The organism is Streptomyces sp. NBC_00597 (assembly GCF_041431095.1).
In the GTDB taxonomy this organism is placed as follows: Bacteria; Actinomycetota; Actinomycetes; order Streptomycetales; family Streptomycetaceae; genus Streptomyces.
In genome coordinates this window covers 3,208,143-3,225,148 of record NZ_CP107757.1, presented here as the reverse complement: position 1 = coordinate 3,225,148, position 17,006 = coordinate 3,208,143, and the positions used below count along the sequence as shown (strand labels likewise).

Below are 17,006 nucleotides of genomic sequence, written 5' to 3'. Positions count from 1 at the left end.
AACGACGTGACCCCGTACGAGAAGAAGGCCCCCATGCTGTTGGTGCCCCTCTACGAGCACCCCGACGACCGGCCCGAGGACTGGGAGTTGTTGATCCGCTCCGCCGGCCGGCTGCACTCCGTGGTCCTCAACCCCGCCAGCGGGCCCGGCGAGGCCCCCGACGAGCGGTTCGCCGCCGTCGCGCAGCGACTGCGCGACGCCGGGGTGCCCGTCCTCGGCTACACCGACACCGACTACGGGCGGCGCCCGCACTCCGCCGTGGTGCAGGACCTGCTGCGCCACCGCGACTGGTACGGCGCCGACGGGGCCTTCCTCGACCAGGCCTCCGCCGATCAGGCCCTGCTGTCGCACTACGGGCGGCTCGCCGTCGCCGCCCGGGCCGCCGGCGCCCGGACCCTCGTGCTCAACCACGGGGTCCACCCGCACCCCGACTACGCCGCACTCGCCGATCTACTGGTCACCTTCGAGGGCCCCTGGGACGCCTACCGGGACGCGGCGGTGCCGCCCTGGACGGCCGACCACCCCGCCCAGCGGTTCTGCCACCTCGTGTACGCGGTCCCGCCGGGCGCGCCCGCCGCCGAACTGGCCAGCCGACGGGGGGCCGCGGTGCACTGCGCGGTCCCCGGGACCGGCGCGCACCCGTGGGGGACCCTCCCGTACGCCCTGGAGGCCGCCGGATGACGCGCACCACCGGCCGCGGCCGCGCCGGCCGCGCCGTGCCGCTGCTCCTGCTGCTCCTGCTGGCCGCCTGCACCAGCGAGCGGCCGCAGGAGCCGGACGACCGGTCGCTCGCCCCTGCGCCGGGGGAGCGCTGGCAGCCGAAGCCGGGGGTCAGCTGGCAGTGGCAGCTCACCGAGAAGCTGGACACCTCGGTGAAGGCCGCCGTGTACGACGTCGACGGGTTCAACACCACCGAGGAACAGGTCGCCGAGCTGGAGCGGGCCGGCCGCCGGACCATCTGCTACGTGTCCACCGGCGCCTGGGAGGAGTTCCGCCCCGACGCCGCCGCCTTCCCGAAGGCGTTGCTCGGCGAGGGCAACGGCTGGGAGGGCGAGCGCTGGCTGGACGTCCGGCGGACCTCGGAGCTGGAGCCCTTGATGGCGAAACGGTTCGACATGTGCCGCGAAAAGGGCTTCGACGCGGTGGAGCCGGACAACATGGACGGCTACCGCAACGAGACGGGCTTCCCGCTCACCGCCGACGATCAGCTGAAGTACAACCGGCTGATCGCGAAGCTGGCGCACGACCGCGGCCTGGCGGTCGGGCTGAAGAACGACCTCGACCAGATCCCGCAGCTGGTGGGGGACTTCGACTTCGCGGTCAACGAGCAGTGTTTCGAGTACGACGAGTGCGAGCGGCTCACCCCGTTCGTCACGGCGGGCAAGGCCGTCTTCCACGTGGAGTACGAGGGCCGGATCGGGAAGTGGTGCCCGCGCTCGCAGCAACTGCGGCTCAGCTCGCTGCAGAAGAAGTACGAGCTGGGCGTCTGGCGCCAGTTCTGCCCGCCCGGGAACGAGCAGGAGAAGTAGCGGACCGGACGAAGACCGGGGGCTAGGTGACGGGGAGGACGGCGTGCACCCGGTAGCCGCCGCCGAACCGGGGACCGGTGAAGCAGGAGCCGCCCAGCGCCGTGGCCCGCTCGCGCATGCCGAGCAGCCCGTGGCCACCGCCCGCGCCGTCGTCCTCGGCGACCTCGGCGGTGCCGCCGTCGTCCAGCACCGTCACCTCCACCGAGGTGCCGACCCGGACCACGCTGACCTCGGCACGGACCTCCGGGCCCGCGTGCTTGCGCACGTTGGTCAGGGCCTCCTGGATCACCCGGTACGCCGCCAGGTCCACCGCGGCCGGCAGCGGGTCCCGTTCCCGGCCCAGCTCGACCATCACCTTCACCGGCAGCCCGGCGTGCCGGAAGGTGTCCACCAGCTCGTCCAGGACGGCCAGCCCCGGAGCCGGCTCGGTCGGTGCCTCCGGGTCGCCGGACTGCCGCAGCAGCCCGACCGTGGCCCGCAGCTCGTTCAGCGCCGAGCGGCTCGCGTCCCGGACGTGGGCCAGGGCCTCCTTGGCCTGGTCCGGGCGTTTGTCCATGACGTGCGCGGCCACCCCCGCCTGCACGTTGACCAGGGCGATGTGGTGGGCCACCACGTCGTGCAGGTCCCGGGCGATCCGCAGCCGCTCTTCGGCGACCCGCCGCCGGGCCTCCTCCTCGCGGGTCCGTTCGGCCCGTTCGGCCCGCTCCCGTATGGCGTCGACGAACGCCCGCCGGCTGCGCACGGCGTCACCGGCGGCCGCGGCCATCCCGGTCCAGGCGAAGATCCCGATGTTCTCCTGCGCGTACCAGGGCAGCGGGCCGGCCAGCATGGCCACGCCCGTCAGCCCCGCCATCGTGAGCACGGCGATCCGCCAGGTGGTGGGCCGGTCCGTGCGCGAGGCCAGCGTGTAGAGGGCGATCACCGTGGACATGGCGACGGGAGCCCGCGGCTCGCCGGTGGTCAGCTCCAGCAGGCACAGCCCGATGGTCACGGCGAGCACGGTGCGGGTGCGGCGCCGCCGGAACACCAGCGCGGCCGCGCCCAGCACCATCAGCAGCAGCGAGAACGGCTCGGGGGTCCGGGTCCCGAAGGTGGGCCCGTGCGCGCCGTGCGGGTCGGCGAAGGAGCCGACGACCATGGAGACCAGCGCCCCGAGCGCGAGGACGGCATCGGTGGCGAGCGGATGGGCCCGCATCCAGTGCCGGGTGGGGGCGAACGGCCCGAGGTCTGTCGTCACCCCGATACGGTACGGCCTGCCTCCGGGCCGCCGGACGGGACGGTCAGGCGCCCGGCCGCTGCGGCGGCAGCGGGGCCGCCGGGGGCGGGCGCCTGCCGAGGGGGGTGCGGGAGCGCTCCGGCCCCCACTTCGCGCGGACCACGCACACCGCCATGACGGCGGCGATGGCCGCGAGGTGCTCCTTGCCCGCCAGGTTGTCCTTGACCAGCACCTCGCCGATCATCACCGCGATGACGACGGCGCCGGTCAGGTACGCCCGGTAGCGCCAGCACACGTAGATCGCGAGGCCGACCACCGCCGCCGACGGGCCGGTGTCGTTGACCACGCGGTCGGACACCGGCAGGCCGAAGGGGTGGTCGGCGCCCAGCGAGAGCCCGATCCGCGCGTACGTGGTCCCGGCGAGGGTGGCGACGTAGCCGATGACCAGCGTGCGCCACCAGCCGATGCAGATCTCGGAGATCCCGAAGACCAGCAGGATCTGGGCGAGCGCCCCCCACACGGGCAGGTCGAGGGCGGGGACGAACAGGGACAGCGGGGTCCGCAGCACGGCCAGCCACAGCGGGTCGACGGCTTTGACCGACCCGAGGTTCTGGACCGGCTGGAACCCCCAGGACGTGTTCTGGACGATCTGGAAGACCGAGGTCAGGCAGACGGCCCCCAGGGTCATCGGGGCGGCCCGCCACTTGTCGCGGACGAGGGCGTCCCGGACGGTCCAGAACAGGGGCCCCCACTCGCGGCGGGCGAACCGCCGCAGGGGGGTTGTCGTCCAAGCCGTCAACGATTGGTCTCCAGATGTTTGCGGTTCAGCCACTTCGGCAGCCCGGGTGCCTCCAGGAAGCCCTCGGCCCGGCCCGCCGCGATACCGATCCGCAGGAGGTCGGAGCTCTTCTCGAAGAGCATGAACCGCGGCTCCCAGATCGGCCGGTATTTGGCGTTGGCCCGGTAGAGGGACTCGATCTGCCACCAGCGGGAGAAGAAGCTCAACAGCGAGCGCCACATGCGCAGCACCGGACCCGCGCCGAGCTTGGACCCCCGCTCGAAGACGGAACGGAACATCGCGAAGTTGAGCGAGACCTGTGTGACGCCGATCTCCTTGGAGCGTTCCAGGAGTTCGATGACCATGAACTCCATCAGGCCGTTCTCGGAATCGCGGTCACGGCGCATCAGGTCCAGCGACAGGCCCTTGGGGCCCCACGGCACGAAGGACAGCACGGCGCGCAGCTCGCCCTTGCCGTCGGTGCACTCCAGCATCACGCACTGGCCGTCGCCGGGATCGCCCAGTCGGCCCAGCGCCATGGAGAAGCCGCGTTCGGTCGCGCCGTCGCGCCAGTCGTCGGCGCGGGTGAGGAGCACGTCCATCTCGTCACCGGGGATGTCGGCGTGGCGGCGGATGCGGACGGTGTACCCGGCGCGCTTGACACGGTTGAAGGCCTGCCGGACGGTCCGCATGGCGCGGCCCTCCAGGGTGAACTCGTCGGTCTCGACGATGGCTTCGTCGCCCAGCTCCAGCGCGTCCAGTCCGTGCCGCGCGTAGATCTGCCCGGCTTCCTCGCTGGCGCCCATCACGGCCGGCACCCAGCCGTGCTCGCGGGCCTCGGCCAGCCAGGGCTCGATGGCGCCGGGCCAGGCCTCGGGGTCGCCGATCGGGTCGCCGGAAGCCAGCGAGACGCCGCCGACGACGCGGTACGTGACGGCCGCCTTGCCGGTCGGGGACCAGATGACGGACTTCTCGCGGCGCAGCGCGAAGTAGCCGAGCGAGTCGCGGTCGCCCTGCCTGGCGAGCAGCGCGCGCAGCTTCTCCTCGTCCTCCTCGGTCAGTGGGTCGACGGCGCGGCGCGAGCGGAAGGCGGCGAGCAGCACGGCGATCAGGAGCAGCGTCGACATGACGTTGATCACGATGTCGACCCAGCCGGGGGTGGTGATCGCCGCGTAGTCGCGGGCGTTCGGCTCCAGGGTGATCAGCCGCATCACGCCGTACCGCCAGCGGGCCAGGAACGTGGCGTCGGCGGCGTCCGGGTCGGTGTTGGCGGCGCCGACGATCAGCGCGGCGAGCAGCGAGGTGATCAGCAGGCCGACGGCGCCGACGGCGGTGGCCAGCTTGGGGTTGGAGCGGTCGCCCTTGGCGTAGAACTCGCGGCGGCCCAGCAGCAGGGCGCCGACGAAGCCGGCGGTCAGCGCGAGGGAGACCCAGTTCTGCGTGTGGTCCCGGAACTCCGGGTAGCAGAGGTTGAAGTCACCGCTGGTGCACGGGGCGAAGGCGGCGGTGGCGAAGGCCAACAGCAGCATGCCGCTGAGCACGAGGTTCAGGATCCACGCGGCCCGCTTGCGCCGGCCCATGGTGACGGCGAGCAGCAACGAGAACAGGCCGGACGCGAAGCCGGCCGTGAGCAGGTACGGGGTGTAGAAATCCGCGGTGTTGTGCCGGCGCAGGTCCTGCCCGAGCGAAAGCCACACCGCACTGAGGAAGTTGACGAAGGTGACGGCGCGCAGGTACCAGACCGCGAACGCGGCGCTGCGCCGTGACCGGGCGGACCCCCGGCCGGTTCCCCGGCCGCCCCCTTCGTCCTTCTTGTCGTCTTTCCTCTCGTCTTTCCTGCTGTTCGTGTCCTTGCCGGAGCCCTGGGCCGTCTTGGCGGCCTGTGTGGCGGTCCGGTCGGTGTCTGCGCTGGTCAAGCGGGCCTCTCCCATGAAACGCGATGATATGGGGCCCCGCCGTCGATGAGTGGCCCGGTCCGGGGTACGCGGCCGGTCGGGCCGCGTAACTCCCGGAGCGGGGCGTTCAGTCCTTCGGCTCCTGCACCGCCTGCTCCGGGAGCTCCGCCGCGAGTGCGGCGGCCGCCTGGACCAGGGGGAGGGCCAGCAATGCCCCGGTTCCTTCTCCCACTGTGACGCCGTGGTCGAGCACCGGGTTGAGTGCCATCCGGTCCAGGGCCTTCGTCTGGCCCGGTTCGCCGCTGGCCTGACCGGCCAGCCACCAGTCGGGGGCCCGGAACGCGGCGCGCTGGGCCACCAGTCCGCAGGCCGCCGAGACGACGCCGTCGAGGATGACCGGCGTACGGCGGACCGCGCACTGGAGCAGGAAGCCGGTGATCGCGGCCACGTCGGCGCCGCCGACCGCGGCGAGCAGGGCGACCTGGTCGCCGAGGACCGGGCGGGCCCGGCGCAGCGCGTCGCGGATCGCCGCGCACTTGCGCATCCAGGTCAGGTCGTCGATGGGCCGGCCGCCGCGCCCGGTGACCACGGAGGCGTCGGTTCCGCACAGGGCGGCGACGAGCGTCGCCGCGACCGTGGTTCCACCGACGCTCAAGTCGCCCAGGACCACGAGGTCGGTGCCCGAGTCGGCCTCCTCGTCGGCGATCCGCATGCCGAGGCGCAGGGCCGCGTCGGCCTCTTCGAGGGTGAGCGCGTCCTCGACGTCGATCCGTCCGCTGCCGCGGCGCACGCGGTGGCGGACCACGTCCTCGGGCAGCAGCCCGGGCTCGCAGTCCAGGCCGGCGTCGACGATCCGTACGCCGGCGCCCAGGCGCCGGGCGAGGACCGACACGGGGCTGTTGCCGTCGAGCACGGAGCGCACCAACTCGTGCGCGCTGCCGGCGGCGCGGGCGGACACCCCCTCGGCGGCGATCCCGTGGTCCGCGGCGAACAGCACGACGCGCGGCCGCTCGATCGGCCGGACGGGCACCCGCCCCTGCGCCGCGGCGAGCCACTCGGCGAGCTCGTCGAGCCGCCCCAGCGCCCCGGCCGGCACGGCCAGCCGCTCACGGCGTTCCTCGGCGTCACGCCGGACGCCCCCGTCGGGGCGCTCGATCAGATCGGAGAAGTCGTCGAGATTCAGCGTGGTCATCTGCCAGAGCGTACAGCGGGTAAGGCCCTCCCCAAGCCCCGTCGGGGGTGCTCGCCGGGCGGGCCGCGGAGTCAGCCCTTGAGGACCACGACCTGCCCGGCCACCACCATCAGGACGTGCTCGCACTCGGCGGCCACCAGGTTGTTCAGGCGCCCGAGTTCGTCGCGGAAACGCCGGCCGGAAGCGGTCGCCGGAACGACCCCCGAGCCGACCTCGTTGCTGACGGCCACCACCGTGCGGCGGGTCGCCCGCACGGCCGCCACCAGCTCCGCCACCCGCTCCCGGAGGTCCTTCTGCCCCTGCCCCGCCCAGACGGCGTCGTCCCAGGCGCCCGCCCGGTCCATCGCGTCCGTCAGCCACAGCGCCAGGCAGTCGATCAGCAGCGGCGGCCCGCCCTCCACGAGCAGCGGCACCAGCTCGCAGGTCTCCACCGTCCGCCAGCTCCCCGGCCGGCGCTCCCGGTGCAGGCCGATCCGCGCCGCCCATTCCGCATCGCCGTCCCGAGAGCCGCCGGTGGCCACGTAGACCACCTCCGGGAAGCCCGCCAGCCGCCGTTCCGCTTCGAAGGACTTCCCGGAGCGGGCCCCGCCGAGCACCAGCGTCCGGCGCGGCAGGTCCGGCACCGCGTGGTACTCGCCGACCGTCAGCGTCGTCCCGTCCGGCACCGCCCGTGCCCCGGCCGCGGCACACCGGCGCTCCAGCTCCCGGCCCGGCGGGGTGTCGTGGTCCAGGTGGACGGCGATCACGTCCGTGGTCGGCCCGGCGGCGCCGCTCGCCCGCAGCCGGACCAGCGCTTCCGGCCGGCCCAGCACGTCCGCGAGGACCATGTCGTAGGGGCGCTGCCCGTCGCCGTGGTCCGTCCCGGCCGGTGCTCCGCCGGGCGGGAGGTACAGCAGCCGGCTCCCGTCCGGGCCGGTCACCTCGTACCCGGTGCCCGGCGCGTCCATCGGAACCGCCCGCACCCGGTGCCCGCTGATCACCGCGAGCTCCTGCCCGTCCGGCACCCGCCCGGCCGCCGGCAGCCCCGGCGGCAACTCGACCGGCGGGCCGTCGTGCGGATGGGTGAGCAGGACCTGGCGCACGCCGGCCAGCGAATGCCCCGCGCGGGCGCCGGCGAGCACCGCCCCGGGGGTCAGGTCGAGCAGCAGCGCCCCGTCGACGAGCAGGGAGGTCGCGGCGCGCGCCCGGGGGCCGACGGAGACCGCGCAGACCGCGCAGGGACAGCCGGGGCGGGGCAGTCCTTCGGGTGTGCCGGTGCCGAGCAGAGTGAGTTCCACGAGAAGATCCTCCCGCGTCGCCGAGAGTGGTGCGCGCCCGGTTACTCTGCGGGCAGACTCAAGGCGAGAAGCGTGCGAGCAGCGGACGAGCAACGGAGGCGGACATGGCGTGGACGTGGCGGTTCGAGACGGCCGACGGCAGCGAGACGAGCCCGTCGGTGCAGCCGGAGGAGTTCACGACGCAGGGCGACGCGGAATCCTGGATCGGTGAGTACTGGAAGGACCTGCTGGAAGGCGGCACCGAGAAGGTGAAGCTGTCGGACGACAACGGCACCGAGCTGTACGCGATGAGCCTGCGCGAGGCGCTGGACGCCTGAGCGGCGCCCGCCGATGCACGAAGCCCGGACCCCGCACGGGGTCCGGGCTTCTGCGGTTCTCGGTCTCTTCGGGGAGGCGTCGGGTCAGCCCCGTACGCCGCACAGGTGCAGCAGCGCGGCGACCCCGCGGTACGGGTCGGTCCGCCCGGCGCGGTCCTCGGCGGCCAGCAGCCGCTCCAGCTCCTCGTCGGGGGGCAGCGTCTCGCCGGCCTCGGTCCCGTCGGTGAAGACGCGCACGCCGTACCAGGCCTGCAGCGGCGCACCGATCCCGGACAGCGTGGCCGTGAGCCCGGACAGCCGGTCGGCCCGCACGTCCAGGCCCAGCCGGTTCGTGTAGTCGACGGTGTCGAAGGCGGCCAGCGCACCCGCCCAGTCGGCGTCCAGCCCGGGCCGCATCGCCAGGGCGTCGCCGTTGCGCACCAGCAGGGACAGGAGTCCGCCGGGCGCCAGCATCCGGGCCAGCCCGGCCAGCATCGCGTCGGGCTCGGGCACGTACATCAGGACTCCGTGGCAGAGCACCACGTCGAAACTGCCCGGCGTGAAGTGCGCGCCGGTTTCCCGGCCGTCGCCCTCCAGGAACTCGACCCGGTCCTGGATCCCGGCGGGCTCGGCCGCCAGCGCCGCATGGGCGACGGCGAGCATGGCCGGGTCCTGCTCCAGCCCGGTGACCTTGTGCCCGGCGCGGGCGAGGCGCAGCGCCTGGGTTCCCTGGCCCATGCCGACGTCGAGGACGCGCAGCCGCTGCCCGACCGGGAAGCGCTGCGCGATCTGTTCGTCGACCTGCCGGCCCACGAGTTCCTGGCGGACGGCGTTGCGCAGTCCGCCCAGTCCCTCAAGCCACAGCCTGGCGCCCCCCGCGAAGCCGTCCCCCGACGTTCCGGGCTTCCCTCCGCTCAGGGCCGTTCCCCGCGCTTGACCTGCGGCTTCGGCAGGCGCAGCCGGCGAATCTGGAGGGTGCGCATCAGGCCGTACGCGACGGCGCCGCGGCGCGGCTCGTCGGGGAAGCGCTGGGCGAGGGCCTTGCGCAGCCGGAAGGCCAGGCCGATGGAGTCGAGGATGATCAGGGCGATCACCGCGAGCCACAGCAGCAGGGCGATGTTCTGGATCGAGGGCACCCGCACCATGCTCAGCACGAGGATGATCACCGCGAGCGGCAGGAACATTTCGGCGACGGAGTAGCGGGAGTCCACGAAGTCGCGGACGTACCGGCGGACGGGGCCCTTGTCACGGGCGGGCAGATAGCGCTCGTCACCGCTGGCCAGCGCTTCGCGCTGCTTGGCCATCTCTACGCGGCGGCGCTCACGGGCACGCTTGGCGTCCTCCTTGCGATTGCCGGTCGAGGCCACCACGGCCTTGCGCTGCGACTGGGCCACAGCACGCTTCGGCGTCGGGCGGCCCTTCGGGGCCTGCGGGTTACGGGGCTGCGAGAGGTCGGCGCTCACCTTGTCGGTGGCGGCGGCCTTCTCTTCCTTGGAGGAGCGGCTACCAAACACAAAACCCAAGCCTACGTGGTCGCGGCCGGGTACCCCACTCCGCTCGGGAACGATCCGGCAACGGCCTGCGTCTTCCCTGTGCAGGGTTCGTACTGCGGGTCGGGCCTCATCCCGGACCCCCGGCGCCGGTCGGGGGAGCACCTACTCCCTACGCCTGACACGGGCGGGGGTGGAGTCGTCCTGGAGGAGGAGCGCATCCGTACACGAACAGTGCGGTAATGGAGACAGGGCCCGTACTGTGGGTTCTGATGGCGGTCGGCCCGGGGGACCGGGATGATCGCCATGGCTGGTGACCTGGAGCGAAGTCCGTCAGAAGGGGGCGCGCGAAGCCCATGAGCGGTGTCATGAAGCGTATGGGGATGATCTTCCGCGCGAAGGCGAACAAGGCCCTGGACCGGGCCGAGGACCCGCGCGAGACCCTCGACTACTCGTACCAGAAGCAGCTGGAGCTGCTTCAGAAGGTGCGCCGCGGCGTCGCCGACGTGGCGACCTCCCGCAAGCGCCTGGAGCTGCAGCTGAACCAGCTCCAGGGCCAGTCCGCCAAGCTGGAGGACCAGGGTCGCAAGGCCCTCGCCCTGGGCCGCGAGGACCTGGCCCGCGAGGCGCTGTCCCGGCGTGCCTCGCTGCAGCAGCAGGTCAGCGACCTGGAGGTGCAGCACCAGACCCTCCAGGGCGAGGAGGAGAAGCTGACGCTGGCCGCGCAGCGCCTACAGGCCAAGGTGGACGCCTTCCGCACGAAGAAGGAGACCATCAAGGCCACGTACACGGCGGCGCAGGCGCAGACCCGCATCGCGGAGTCCTTCTCCGGCATCTCCGAGGAGATGAGCGACGTCGGCCTGGCCATCCAGCGCGCCGAGGACAAGACCGCCCAGCTCCAGGCCCGCGCCGGCGCGATCGACGAGCTGCTGGCCTCCGGCGCCCTGGACGACCAGAGCGGCCTCGGCTCCAAGGACGACATCCAGGCCGAACTGGACCGCCTCTCCGGCGGTACGGACGTGGAGCTGGAGCTCCAGCGGATGAAGGCCGAGCTGGCGGGCGGCCCGTCGGCGCAGCAGCAGGCCATCGAGGGCGGGGCCCCGGGCAACAACCAGCAGTCGCAGACCCAGCACCGCTTCGACAAGCAGTAGGACGGGGCCCGTCATGATTGTCCGCATCATGGGGGAAGGACAGCTGCAGGTGGCCGACGGCCACTTCGCCGAGCTCAACAAGCTGGACGACGAACTGCTCGCGGAGATGGAGGGCGGGGACGAGGACGCCTTCCGGCGCACGTTGGGCGCGCTGCTCGACGCCGTGCGGCGGCTCGGCACGCCACTGCCGGACGACGCCCTGGAGCCGTCCGAGCTGATCCTCCCCGCGGGCGACGCCTCGCTCGACGAGGTCAGGCAGATGCTCAGCGACGACGGCCTGATCCCGGGCTGAGCCCCGGCGCCGCGACCCGGACGTGACGGCGCCCGGCCGGCCCCCTTCGCGGGGGCGGGCCGGGCGCCGCCGGTTTTCCCTCAGCGCTCCGTCAGTGCTTCGTCAGCGCCTCGTCGGTGCTTCGTCAGTGTTTCGTCGGCTTGGAGACGGGAGCCCGCGCCGGGTCGGGGGTCCCGCCGATGAAGTCCTCGAACTTGCGGCGCGGGGCCGCCCAGCGCCGGTCGTGGTGGAAGGCGCGCAGCCTGGCCTTGGCGCGGGCCCGCGGGCGTTTCGCGTAGAACCTCTTCGCGTACGGGGAGCCCGGCCGGGCCAGCCGGATCGCCCCGATCAGTGCCACGAAGGGGATGACCGTGCCGAAGAGCGCGGTGCGCGCCTTGCCCTTCCACAGGGCGATCAAGGCCAGGAAGAAGTTGGTGGCGGTGTTCATGATGACCAGCCCGCGGCTCTGCCGCTCGTCGGCGGTCAGGTCGTTGACGCCGAAGGGCAGGAACCCGCCCAGCACCAGCGCCACCAGGGCCGCCGTCAACACCACGATCTCGACGCTCTTGCGGCCCTGCTCGCTCCAGTAGACGTCGTCGAGGTGCAGGATCAGCGCGAACTCGTCCAGCACGAGGCCCGCGCCCAGCCCGAAGATGACGGCGGAGGCCATGGCGCCGAGACCGTACCGGCCGCTGCCGACCGCCCCGAACCCGCCGATGATCACGAGGATGATGCCGGGCACCACGTGATGGACGTGCACGCCGCCCGGGGTGATGTTCTTGAAGGGTCCCCGCCCCGCCCGGATCAGCCGGGTGATCACTCGGGTGACCAGGAACGACATGACGAAGGAGAGCAGCGCGAGGAGCAGGGGCAGTTTCCCCGGTTCGACGATGTTCCGGTACCACCAGTGACCCATACCGCCGGCTCCCCTGTCGTGGCAGCTCCCTATTTTTCCCGTATGAGGCAATTTACCGTCCGCGGCGAACAGGTAGCGTTCGCGCCGATGAAAGATTCGTTCGATGACCAGCCTCCCGCGCCGCCCCTGACGCCGCCCGCCGAGCGCGCCTCCCTGCGAGACGGCCTGTGCTTCGCGTTCGGCACCCTCACCGTGCTGCCCGCCCGCATCACCCGCTGGGACCGGCCCGCAGCCCGCACCGGCATGGCCTGCGCACCCCTCGCCGGATTCGTCGTAGGCGTGCTCGCGGCGGTACCGGGGGTGCTGCTGCTGGTCCTTGGCGGCGGCCCGCTGCTCGCGGCGGCCGTCACCGTCGCCGTACCGGCCGCCCTGACCCGGGGACTGCACCTCGACGGGCTCGCCGACACCGCCGACGGGCTGGGCAGCGCGAAGCCGGCCGATGTGGCGCTGCGCATCATGAAGCAGTCCGACATCGGCCCGTTCGGGGTGGTGGCGCTGCTGCTGGTGCTGCTGGTCCAGGCCGGGGCGCTGGCGGACCTCTACGCCGAGAGCTGGGTGCACGGGGCCCTGGCGACGGTCATCGCGGCCGTCACCGCCCGGCTGGCCATGACGGTGGCCTCCCGTGACGGCGTGCCGCCGGCCCGCCTCGAAGGGCTGGGGGCGGCGGTGGCCGGGGTGCTCCCCAAGCGCTCGGCCGCCGGGATCGCCGCCCTGGTGGCCGCCTCGGCCGGGGTGGCCGCCCTGCCGGTGGGGCCGGGCGCCGCCGTCCAGTGCGCGGGCGCGGTCCTGATCGCCCTGGGCGCGGCGGAGCTCCTGCTCCGGCGGTGCGTACGCCGCTTCGACGGGGTCACGGGCGACGTCTTCGGCGCCCTCGCCGAGATCGCGGGGACCACCGCCCTCGTCGTCCTGGCCCTGGGCTGACCGCCCTCCCCGGAGAGGGGACCGCGTAGGGTCGGGGCGTGGAAGAGACGCCGACGACCATCAGGGTGCTGCTCGCCGACGACCAGGCCCTGCTCCGCAGCGCCTTCAAGGTGCTGGTCGACTCCGAGCCCGACATGGAGGTCGTCGGCGAGGCCTCCGACGGCGCCCAGGCCTGCGCGCTCGCCCGGCAGGCCCGGCCCGACGTGGTCCTCATGGACATCCGGATGCCCGGCACCGACGGGCTCGCCGCCACCCGCATGATCAGCGCGGACCCCGAACTCGCCGCCGTCCGCGTGGTCATGCTGACGACCTTCGAGGTCGACGAGTACGTCGTGCAGTCCCTGCGGGCCGGCGCCTCCGGCTTCCTCGGCAAGGGCGCCGAGCCCGAGGAACTCCTCAACGCCATCCGCGTAGCTGCGGCCGGGGAGGCGCTGCTCTCCCCGGCCGCCACCAAAGGGCTCATCGCCACCTTCCTCGCACAGGGCGGCGGAGCCGATCCCGCCGCCCCCGCCGCGCACGCCGAGCGGCTCGCCGCACTGACCGTCCGGGAGCGCGAGGTCCTCGTCCACGTCGCCGCCGGCCTGTCCAACGACGAGATCGCCGGACGGCTCGAAGTCAGCCCGCTCACCGTGAAGACCCACGTGAACCGGGCCATGGCCAAGCTCGGTGCCCGGGACCGGGCCCAACTGGTCGTCATCGCCTACGAATCGGGTCTGGTCCGACCCCGGGCCGAGTAGCGCCGCCGGCCGTACACGGGTCCGGGAGCACGACAGCGCGCAGCGGCGTGGAGTACGGCCGCGTACTGCGGACGCGGTATGCGGCGCATAAAGAGGCGGCACCTGGGGGCGACGCAGCACCGCCCCGGCGTGCGGAAGGCTGAAGGCCCGCGGCCTTCAGGCCCAGCCCCGCGCACGCCACTGCAGAGAGATCCCACACCCATGTCCTGGCTGTCCCGCTTCAGCCTGGCCCAAAGAGCGCTGATCGGCCTCGTGTCGATCACCGCACTGCTCTTCGGCGCCATAGCCATCCCGCAGCTCAAGCAGCAGCTGCTGCCGTCCATCGAACTGCCGATGGTGTCCGTGCTCGCGCCCTACCAGGGCGCCTCGCCCGACGTGGTGGAGAAGCAGGTCATCGAGCCGATCGAGGCCACCCTCAAGGGTGTCGACGGCATCACCGGCATCACCTCCACCGCCAGCGAGGGCAACGCCCTCATCATGGCCAAGTTCGACTACGGCGACAGCGGCACCAAGCAGCTCGTCGCCGACGTCCAGCAGGCCGTGAACCGGGCCCGGGTACGGCTGCCCGCCGAAGTCGACCCGCAGGTCGTGGCCGGCTCCACCGACGACATCCCGACCGTCGTCCTCGCCGTCACGTCGGACAAGGACCAGCAGGCGCTCGCCGACCAGCTGAACCGCTCCGTCGTCCCCGTCCTCGAAGACGTCGAAGGCGTCGGCCAGGTCAGCGTGGACGGCGTCCAGGACCTCCAGGTCGCCATCACGCCCGACAACGCCAAGCTCGCGGCGGCCGGCCTCGACGGCGCCGCCCTCGCCCAGGGCCTCCAGGCGGGCGGCGCGACCGTCCCCGCCGGCTCCTTCGACGAGGCCGGCAAGAACCGGACGGTGCGCGTCGGCGGCGGCTACACCTCCCTCGCCCAGCTGCAGGACCTGCGCCTGAGCGCCGGCCCCGGCAAGCCGGCCGTACGCCTCGGCGACGTCGCCGCCGTCAAGCAGGAACCCGCCAAGGCCGTCTCCCTCACCCGTACCAACGGCAAGCCCAGCCTCGCCCTCGTCCTCACCATGGACAAGGACGGCAGCGCCGTCGCGATCTCCAACGCCGTCCAGGACAAGCTGCCCGAGCTGCGCTCCGCCCTCGGCGCCGGCGCCGAACTGACCGTCGTCAGCGACCAGGGACCGCCCGTCGCCAAGTCCATCTCCAGCCTCACCACCGAAGGCCTCCTCGGCCTGCTCTTCGCGGTGATCGTGATCCTGGTCTTCCTGGCCTCGCTGCGCTCGACGCTGGTCACCGCGGTCTCCATCCCGCTGTCCGTGGTCCTCGCGCTGATCGTGCTCTGGACCCGCGACCTGTCGCTCAACATGCTGACCCTGGGCGCGCTCACCATCGCCATCGGCCGTGTCGTCGACGACTCGATCGTGGTCCTGGAGAACATCAAGCGCCACCTCGGCTACGGCGAGGAGCGCGAAGCCGCCATCCTCGCCGCGGTCAAGGAGGTCGCCGGCGCGGTCACCTCCTCCACGCTCACCACCGTGGCCGTCTTCCTCCCGATCGGCTTCGTCGGCGGCATGGTCGGCGAGTTCTTCGGCCCGTTCTCCCTCACGGTCGCCGCGGCCCTGCTGGCCTCGCTGATCGTCTCCCTGACGGTCGTCCCGGTGCTTTCGTACTGGTTCCTGCGCGCGCCGAAGGGCGTCGACCTGGCGAACGCCGAGAGCGTGGCGAAGGCCCGGCGCGAAGCCGAGGAGAAGGAGGCCAAGAGCCGCCTCCAGCGCTTCTACGTCCGGGCCCTGGGCCTGGTCACCCGCCGCCGGATCGCCACCCTGGCCGTCGCGGTGATCGTCCTCGTCGCCACCTTCGGGATGGCCCCGCTGCTGAAGACCAACTTCTTCGACCAGGGCGAGCAGAGCGTCCTGACGGTCAAGCAGCAGCTGCCCCCGGGCACCTCGCTGGCCGCCTCCGACGCGGCGAGCCGCAAGGTCGAGAAGGCCCTGACCGAGGTCAAGGGCGTCAAGGACTACCAGGTCACCGTCGGTTCCTCCGGCTTCCTGGCCGCGTTCGGCGGCGGTACGGGTTCCAACCAGGCCTCGTACCAGGTCACCCTGGAGGACTCCGGAGACTCCGAGGGCGTCAAGAAGCGCATCGAGGACGCGCTCGGCAAGCTTGGAGGCATCGGCGACACCAGCATCTCGGCGGGCGGCGGCTTCGGCAGCCAGAACCTCAGCGTGGTCGTCAAGGCGGGCGACGCGGACGTCCTCGCCAAGGCCGCCGAGCAGGTCCGCGCCGAGGTGGCCACGCTCGACGACGTCACCGACGTCCAGAGCGACCTGTCCCAGTCCGTGCCCCGGATCTCCGTGACCGCCACCCCGAAGGCCGCCGAGGCGGGCCTCAACCAGGCCGCCCTCGGCGCGATCGTGGCCCAGGCCGTCCGCGGCACCCCGGCGGGCAAGGCCGTACTGGACAACACCGAGCGGGACGTCGTCATCAAGTCCGCGCAGCCTGCCACCACCCTGGCCGAACTGCAGGCGCTGCCCGTCGGCCCGGTCAAGCTCGGCGACGTCGCGGAGGTCAAGGAGGTCCCCGGCCCGGTCTCGATGACCCGGATCGACGGCGCCCGCGCCGCGACCATCACCGCGAAGCCGGTCGGCGACAACACCGGCGCGATCGGCGCCGCGCTCCAGACGAAGATCAAGGCACTGGACCTGCCCGACGGGGCCACCGCCACCATCGGCGGCGTCTCCTCGGACCAGAGCGACGCGTTCGCCTCGCTGGGCCTGGCCATGCTCGCGGCCATCGCGATCGTGTTCATGCTGCTGGTGGCCACGTTCCGCTCGCTGGTCCAGCCGCTGATCCTGCTGGTCTCGATCCCGTTCGCGGCGACCGGCGCACTCGGCCTGCTGCTGGTCACCGGCACCCCGCTGGGCGTCCCGGCGATGATCGGCATGCTGATGCTCATCGGCATCGTCGTGACCAACGCGATCGTGCTGATCGACCTGGTCAACCAGTACCGCGCCCAGGGCCTCGGCGTCGTCGAAGCCGTCATCGAGGGCGGCCGGCACCGACTGCGCCCGATCCTCATGACCGCCCTCGCGACGATCTTCGCGCTGCTCCCGATGGCGCTCGGCGTCACCGGCGGGGGCGGGTTCATCTCACAGCCGCTCGCGGTGGTGGTGATCGGCGGCCTGGTCAGCTCGACCCTGCTGACGCTGCTCCTGGTCCCGACGCTCTACACGATGATCGAGCTCCGCAAGGAGCGCCGCCGCTCGAAGCGCGAGGCCAAGCGCAACTCCCGCCTGACGGTGGTCCCGCAGGTCTCCGAGGAGACCCCGGCCGGCGTCTGACCCA

General features: G+C 72.7%; 16 protein-coding genes. 8 read left to right on the top strand and 8 right to left on the bottom strand.

What is annotated here, in order from left to right; genetic code table 11:
• Positions 1 to 33 precede the first annotated feature (33 nt).
• Both OG974_RS14365 and OG974_RS14360 read left to right on the top strand, forming a co-directional pair.
• Positions 34 to 681, top strand: a complete 648-nt coding sequence (locus OG974_RS14365; protein ID WP_327285623.1) for a spherulation-specific family 4 protein — start codon at positions 34 to 36, stop codon at positions 679 to 681.
• Positions 678 to 1,529: an endo alpha-1,4 polygalactosaminidase gene (locus OG974_RS14360; RefSeq protein ID WP_327283083.1), complete on the top strand. Its 852-nt coding sequence runs from the start codon at positions 678 to 680 to the stop codon at positions 1,527 to 1,529. The genes OG974_RS14365 and OG974_RS14360 overlap by 4 nt, the downstream gene beginning before the upstream one ends.
• Positions 1,530 to 1,551: 22 nt before the next feature.
• Here OG974_RS14360 and OG974_RS14355 read toward each other — a convergent pair whose 3' ends face one another.
• The 5 genes from OG974_RS14355 to OG974_RS14335 all read right to left on the bottom strand — a co-directional run bounded on the left by OG974_RS14355 (position 1,552) and on the right by OG974_RS14335 (position 7,887).
• Positions 1,552 to 2,766: a sensor histidine kinase gene (locus tag OG974_RS14355; protein WP_371646658.1), complete on the bottom strand. Its 1,215-nt coding sequence runs from the start codon at positions 2,764 to 2,766 to the stop codon at positions 1,552 to 1,554.
• 43 nt (positions 2,767 to 2,809) lie between these two features.
• Positions 2,810 to 3,544 carry a hypothetical protein gene (locus tag OG974_RS14350; RefSeq protein ID WP_327283082.1) on the bottom strand — a complete coding sequence of 245 codons (735 nt, stop codon included), beginning with the start codon at positions 3,542 to 3,544 and terminating at the stop codon, positions 2,810 to 2,812.
• Positions 3,541 to 5,439 (bottom strand): phosphatidylglycerol lysyltransferase domain-containing protein, encoded by a 1,899-nt coding sequence (locus tag OG974_RS14345; RefSeq protein WP_371646656.1) that lies wholly within the window; start codon positions 5,437 to 5,439, stop codon positions 3,541 to 3,543. The genes OG974_RS14350 and OG974_RS14345 overlap by 4 nt, the downstream gene beginning before the upstream one ends.
• A gap of 106 nt (positions 5,440 to 5,545) precedes the next feature.
• Positions 5,546 to 6,610, bottom strand: coding sequence for a nicotinate-nucleotide--dimethylbenzimidazole phosphoribosyltransferase (gene cobT / locus OG974_RS14340; protein ID WP_327283080.1), 1,065 nt, complete (start codon positions 6,608 to 6,610; stop codon positions 5,546 to 5,548).
• A 71-nt stretch (positions 6,611 to 6,681) separates the two neighbouring features.
• Positions 6,682 to 7,887, bottom strand: coding sequence for a bifunctional adenosylcobinamide kinase/adenosylcobinamide-phosphate guanylyltransferase (locus tag OG974_RS14335; protein WP_371646653.1), 1,206 nt, complete (start codon positions 7,885 to 7,887; stop codon positions 6,682 to 6,684).
• A 104-nt stretch (positions 7,888 to 7,991) separates the two neighbouring features.
• Between OG974_RS14335 and OG974_RS14330 the strand changes: the two genes are divergently transcribed.
• Positions 7,992 to 8,204, top strand: a complete 213-nt coding sequence (locus OG974_RS14330) for a hypothetical protein (protein ID WP_327283078.1) — start codon at positions 7,992 to 7,994, stop codon at positions 8,202 to 8,204.
• An 84-nt stretch (positions 8,205 to 8,288) separates the two neighbouring features.
• On the opposite strand, the gene OG974_RS14325 is transcribed toward OG974_RS14330, so the two are convergent.
• Both OG974_RS14325 and OG974_RS14320 read right to left on the bottom strand, forming a co-directional pair.
• Positions 8,289 to 8,996 carry a class I SAM-dependent methyltransferase gene (locus OG974_RS14325; RefSeq protein ID WP_327283077.1) on the bottom strand — a complete coding sequence of 236 codons (708 nt, stop codon included), beginning with the start codon at positions 8,994 to 8,996 and terminating at the stop codon, positions 8,289 to 8,291.
• 101 nt (positions 8,997 to 9,097) lie between these two features.
• Positions 9,098 to 9,706: a DUF3043 domain-containing protein gene (locus OG974_RS14320; protein ID WP_327283076.1), complete on the bottom strand. Its 609-nt coding sequence runs from the start codon at positions 9,704 to 9,706 to the stop codon at positions 9,098 to 9,100.
• 323 nt (positions 9,707 to 10,029) lie between these two features.
• Here OG974_RS14320 and OG974_RS14315 point away from each other — a divergent pair, with 323 nt between their 5' ends.
• Complete coding sequence (locus OG974_RS14315; RefSeq protein ID WP_327283075.1) at positions 10,030 to 10,824, top strand: PspA/IM30 family protein; 795 nt, start codon at positions 10,030 to 10,032, stop codon at positions 10,822 to 10,824.
• A gap of 13 nt (positions 10,825 to 10,837) precedes the next feature.
• Complete coding sequence (locus tag OG974_RS14310) at positions 10,838 to 11,116, top strand: hypothetical protein (RefSeq protein WP_327283074.1); 279 nt, start codon at positions 10,838 to 10,840, stop codon at positions 11,114 to 11,116.
• A gap of 124 nt (positions 11,117 to 11,240) precedes the next feature.
• Here the strand turns inward: OG974_RS14310 and OG974_RS14305 are convergent, their stop codons facing one another.
• On the bottom strand, positions 11,241 to 12,011 hold the full coding sequence (locus tag OG974_RS14305; RefSeq protein ID WP_327283072.1) for a hypothetical protein: 771 nt from the start codon (positions 12,009 to 12,011) through the stop codon (positions 11,241 to 11,243).
• Positions 12,012 to 12,098: 87 nt separating this feature from the next.
• Here OG974_RS14305 and OG974_RS14300 point away from each other — a divergent pair, with 87 nt between their 5' ends.
• The 3 genes from OG974_RS14300 (at position 12,099) to OG974_RS14290 (ending at position 17,002) form a co-directional block, all read left to right on the top strand.
• On the top strand, positions 12,099 to 12,932 hold the full coding sequence (locus OG974_RS14300; RefSeq protein WP_327283071.1) for an adenosylcobinamide-GDP ribazoletransferase: 834 nt from the start codon (positions 12,099 to 12,101) through the stop codon (positions 12,930 to 12,932).
• A 38-nt stretch (positions 12,933 to 12,970) separates the two neighbouring features.
• Positions 12,971 to 13,669, top strand: a complete 699-nt coding sequence (locus tag OG974_RS14295; RefSeq protein ID WP_327283070.1) for a response regulator transcription factor — start codon at positions 12,971 to 12,973, stop codon at positions 13,667 to 13,669.
• A gap of 201 nt (positions 13,670 to 13,870) precedes the next feature.
• Entirely contained in the window at positions 13,871 to 17,002 is a 3,132-nt protein-coding gene (locus OG974_RS14290) for an efflux RND transporter permease subunit (RefSeq protein WP_327283069.1), read from the top strand.
• Positions 17,003 to 17,006 lie beyond the last annotated feature (4 nt).

Coding starts and splice junctions, on each gene's coding strand:
- OG974_RS14365 (WP_327285623.1), top strand. CDS start 34: ATGCTGTTGGTGCCCCTCTACGAGCACCCCGACGACCGGCCCGAGGAC.
- OG974_RS14330 (WP_327283078.1), top strand. CDS start 7,992: ATGGCGTGGACGTGGCGGTTCGAGACGGCCGACGGCAGCGAGACGAGC.
- OG974_RS14360 (WP_327283083.1), top strand. CDS start 678: ATGACGCGCACCACCGGCCGCGGCCGCGCCGGCCGCGCCGTGCCGCTG.
- cobT (WP_327283080.1), bottom strand. CDS start 6,610: ATGACCACGCTGAATCTCGACGACTTCTCCGATCTGATCGAGCGCCCC.
- OG974_RS14315 (WP_327283075.1), top strand. CDS start 10,030: ATGAGCGGTGTCATGAAGCGTATGGGGATGATCTTCCGCGCGAAGGCG.
- OG974_RS14300 (WP_327283071.1), top strand. CDS start 12,099: ATGAAAGATTCGTTCGATGACCAGCCTCCCGCGCCGCCCCTGACGCCG.
- OG974_RS14310 (WP_327283074.1), top strand. CDS start 10,838: ATGATTGTCCGCATCATGGGGGAAGGACAGCTGCAGGTGGCCGACGGC.
- OG974_RS14290 (WP_327283069.1), top strand. CDS start 13,871: ATGTCCTGGCTGTCCCGCTTCAGCCTGGCCCAAAGAGCGCTGATCGGC.
- OG974_RS14305 (WP_327283072.1), bottom strand. CDS start 12,011: ATGGGTCACTGGTGGTACCGGAACATCGTCGAACCGGGGAAACTGCCC.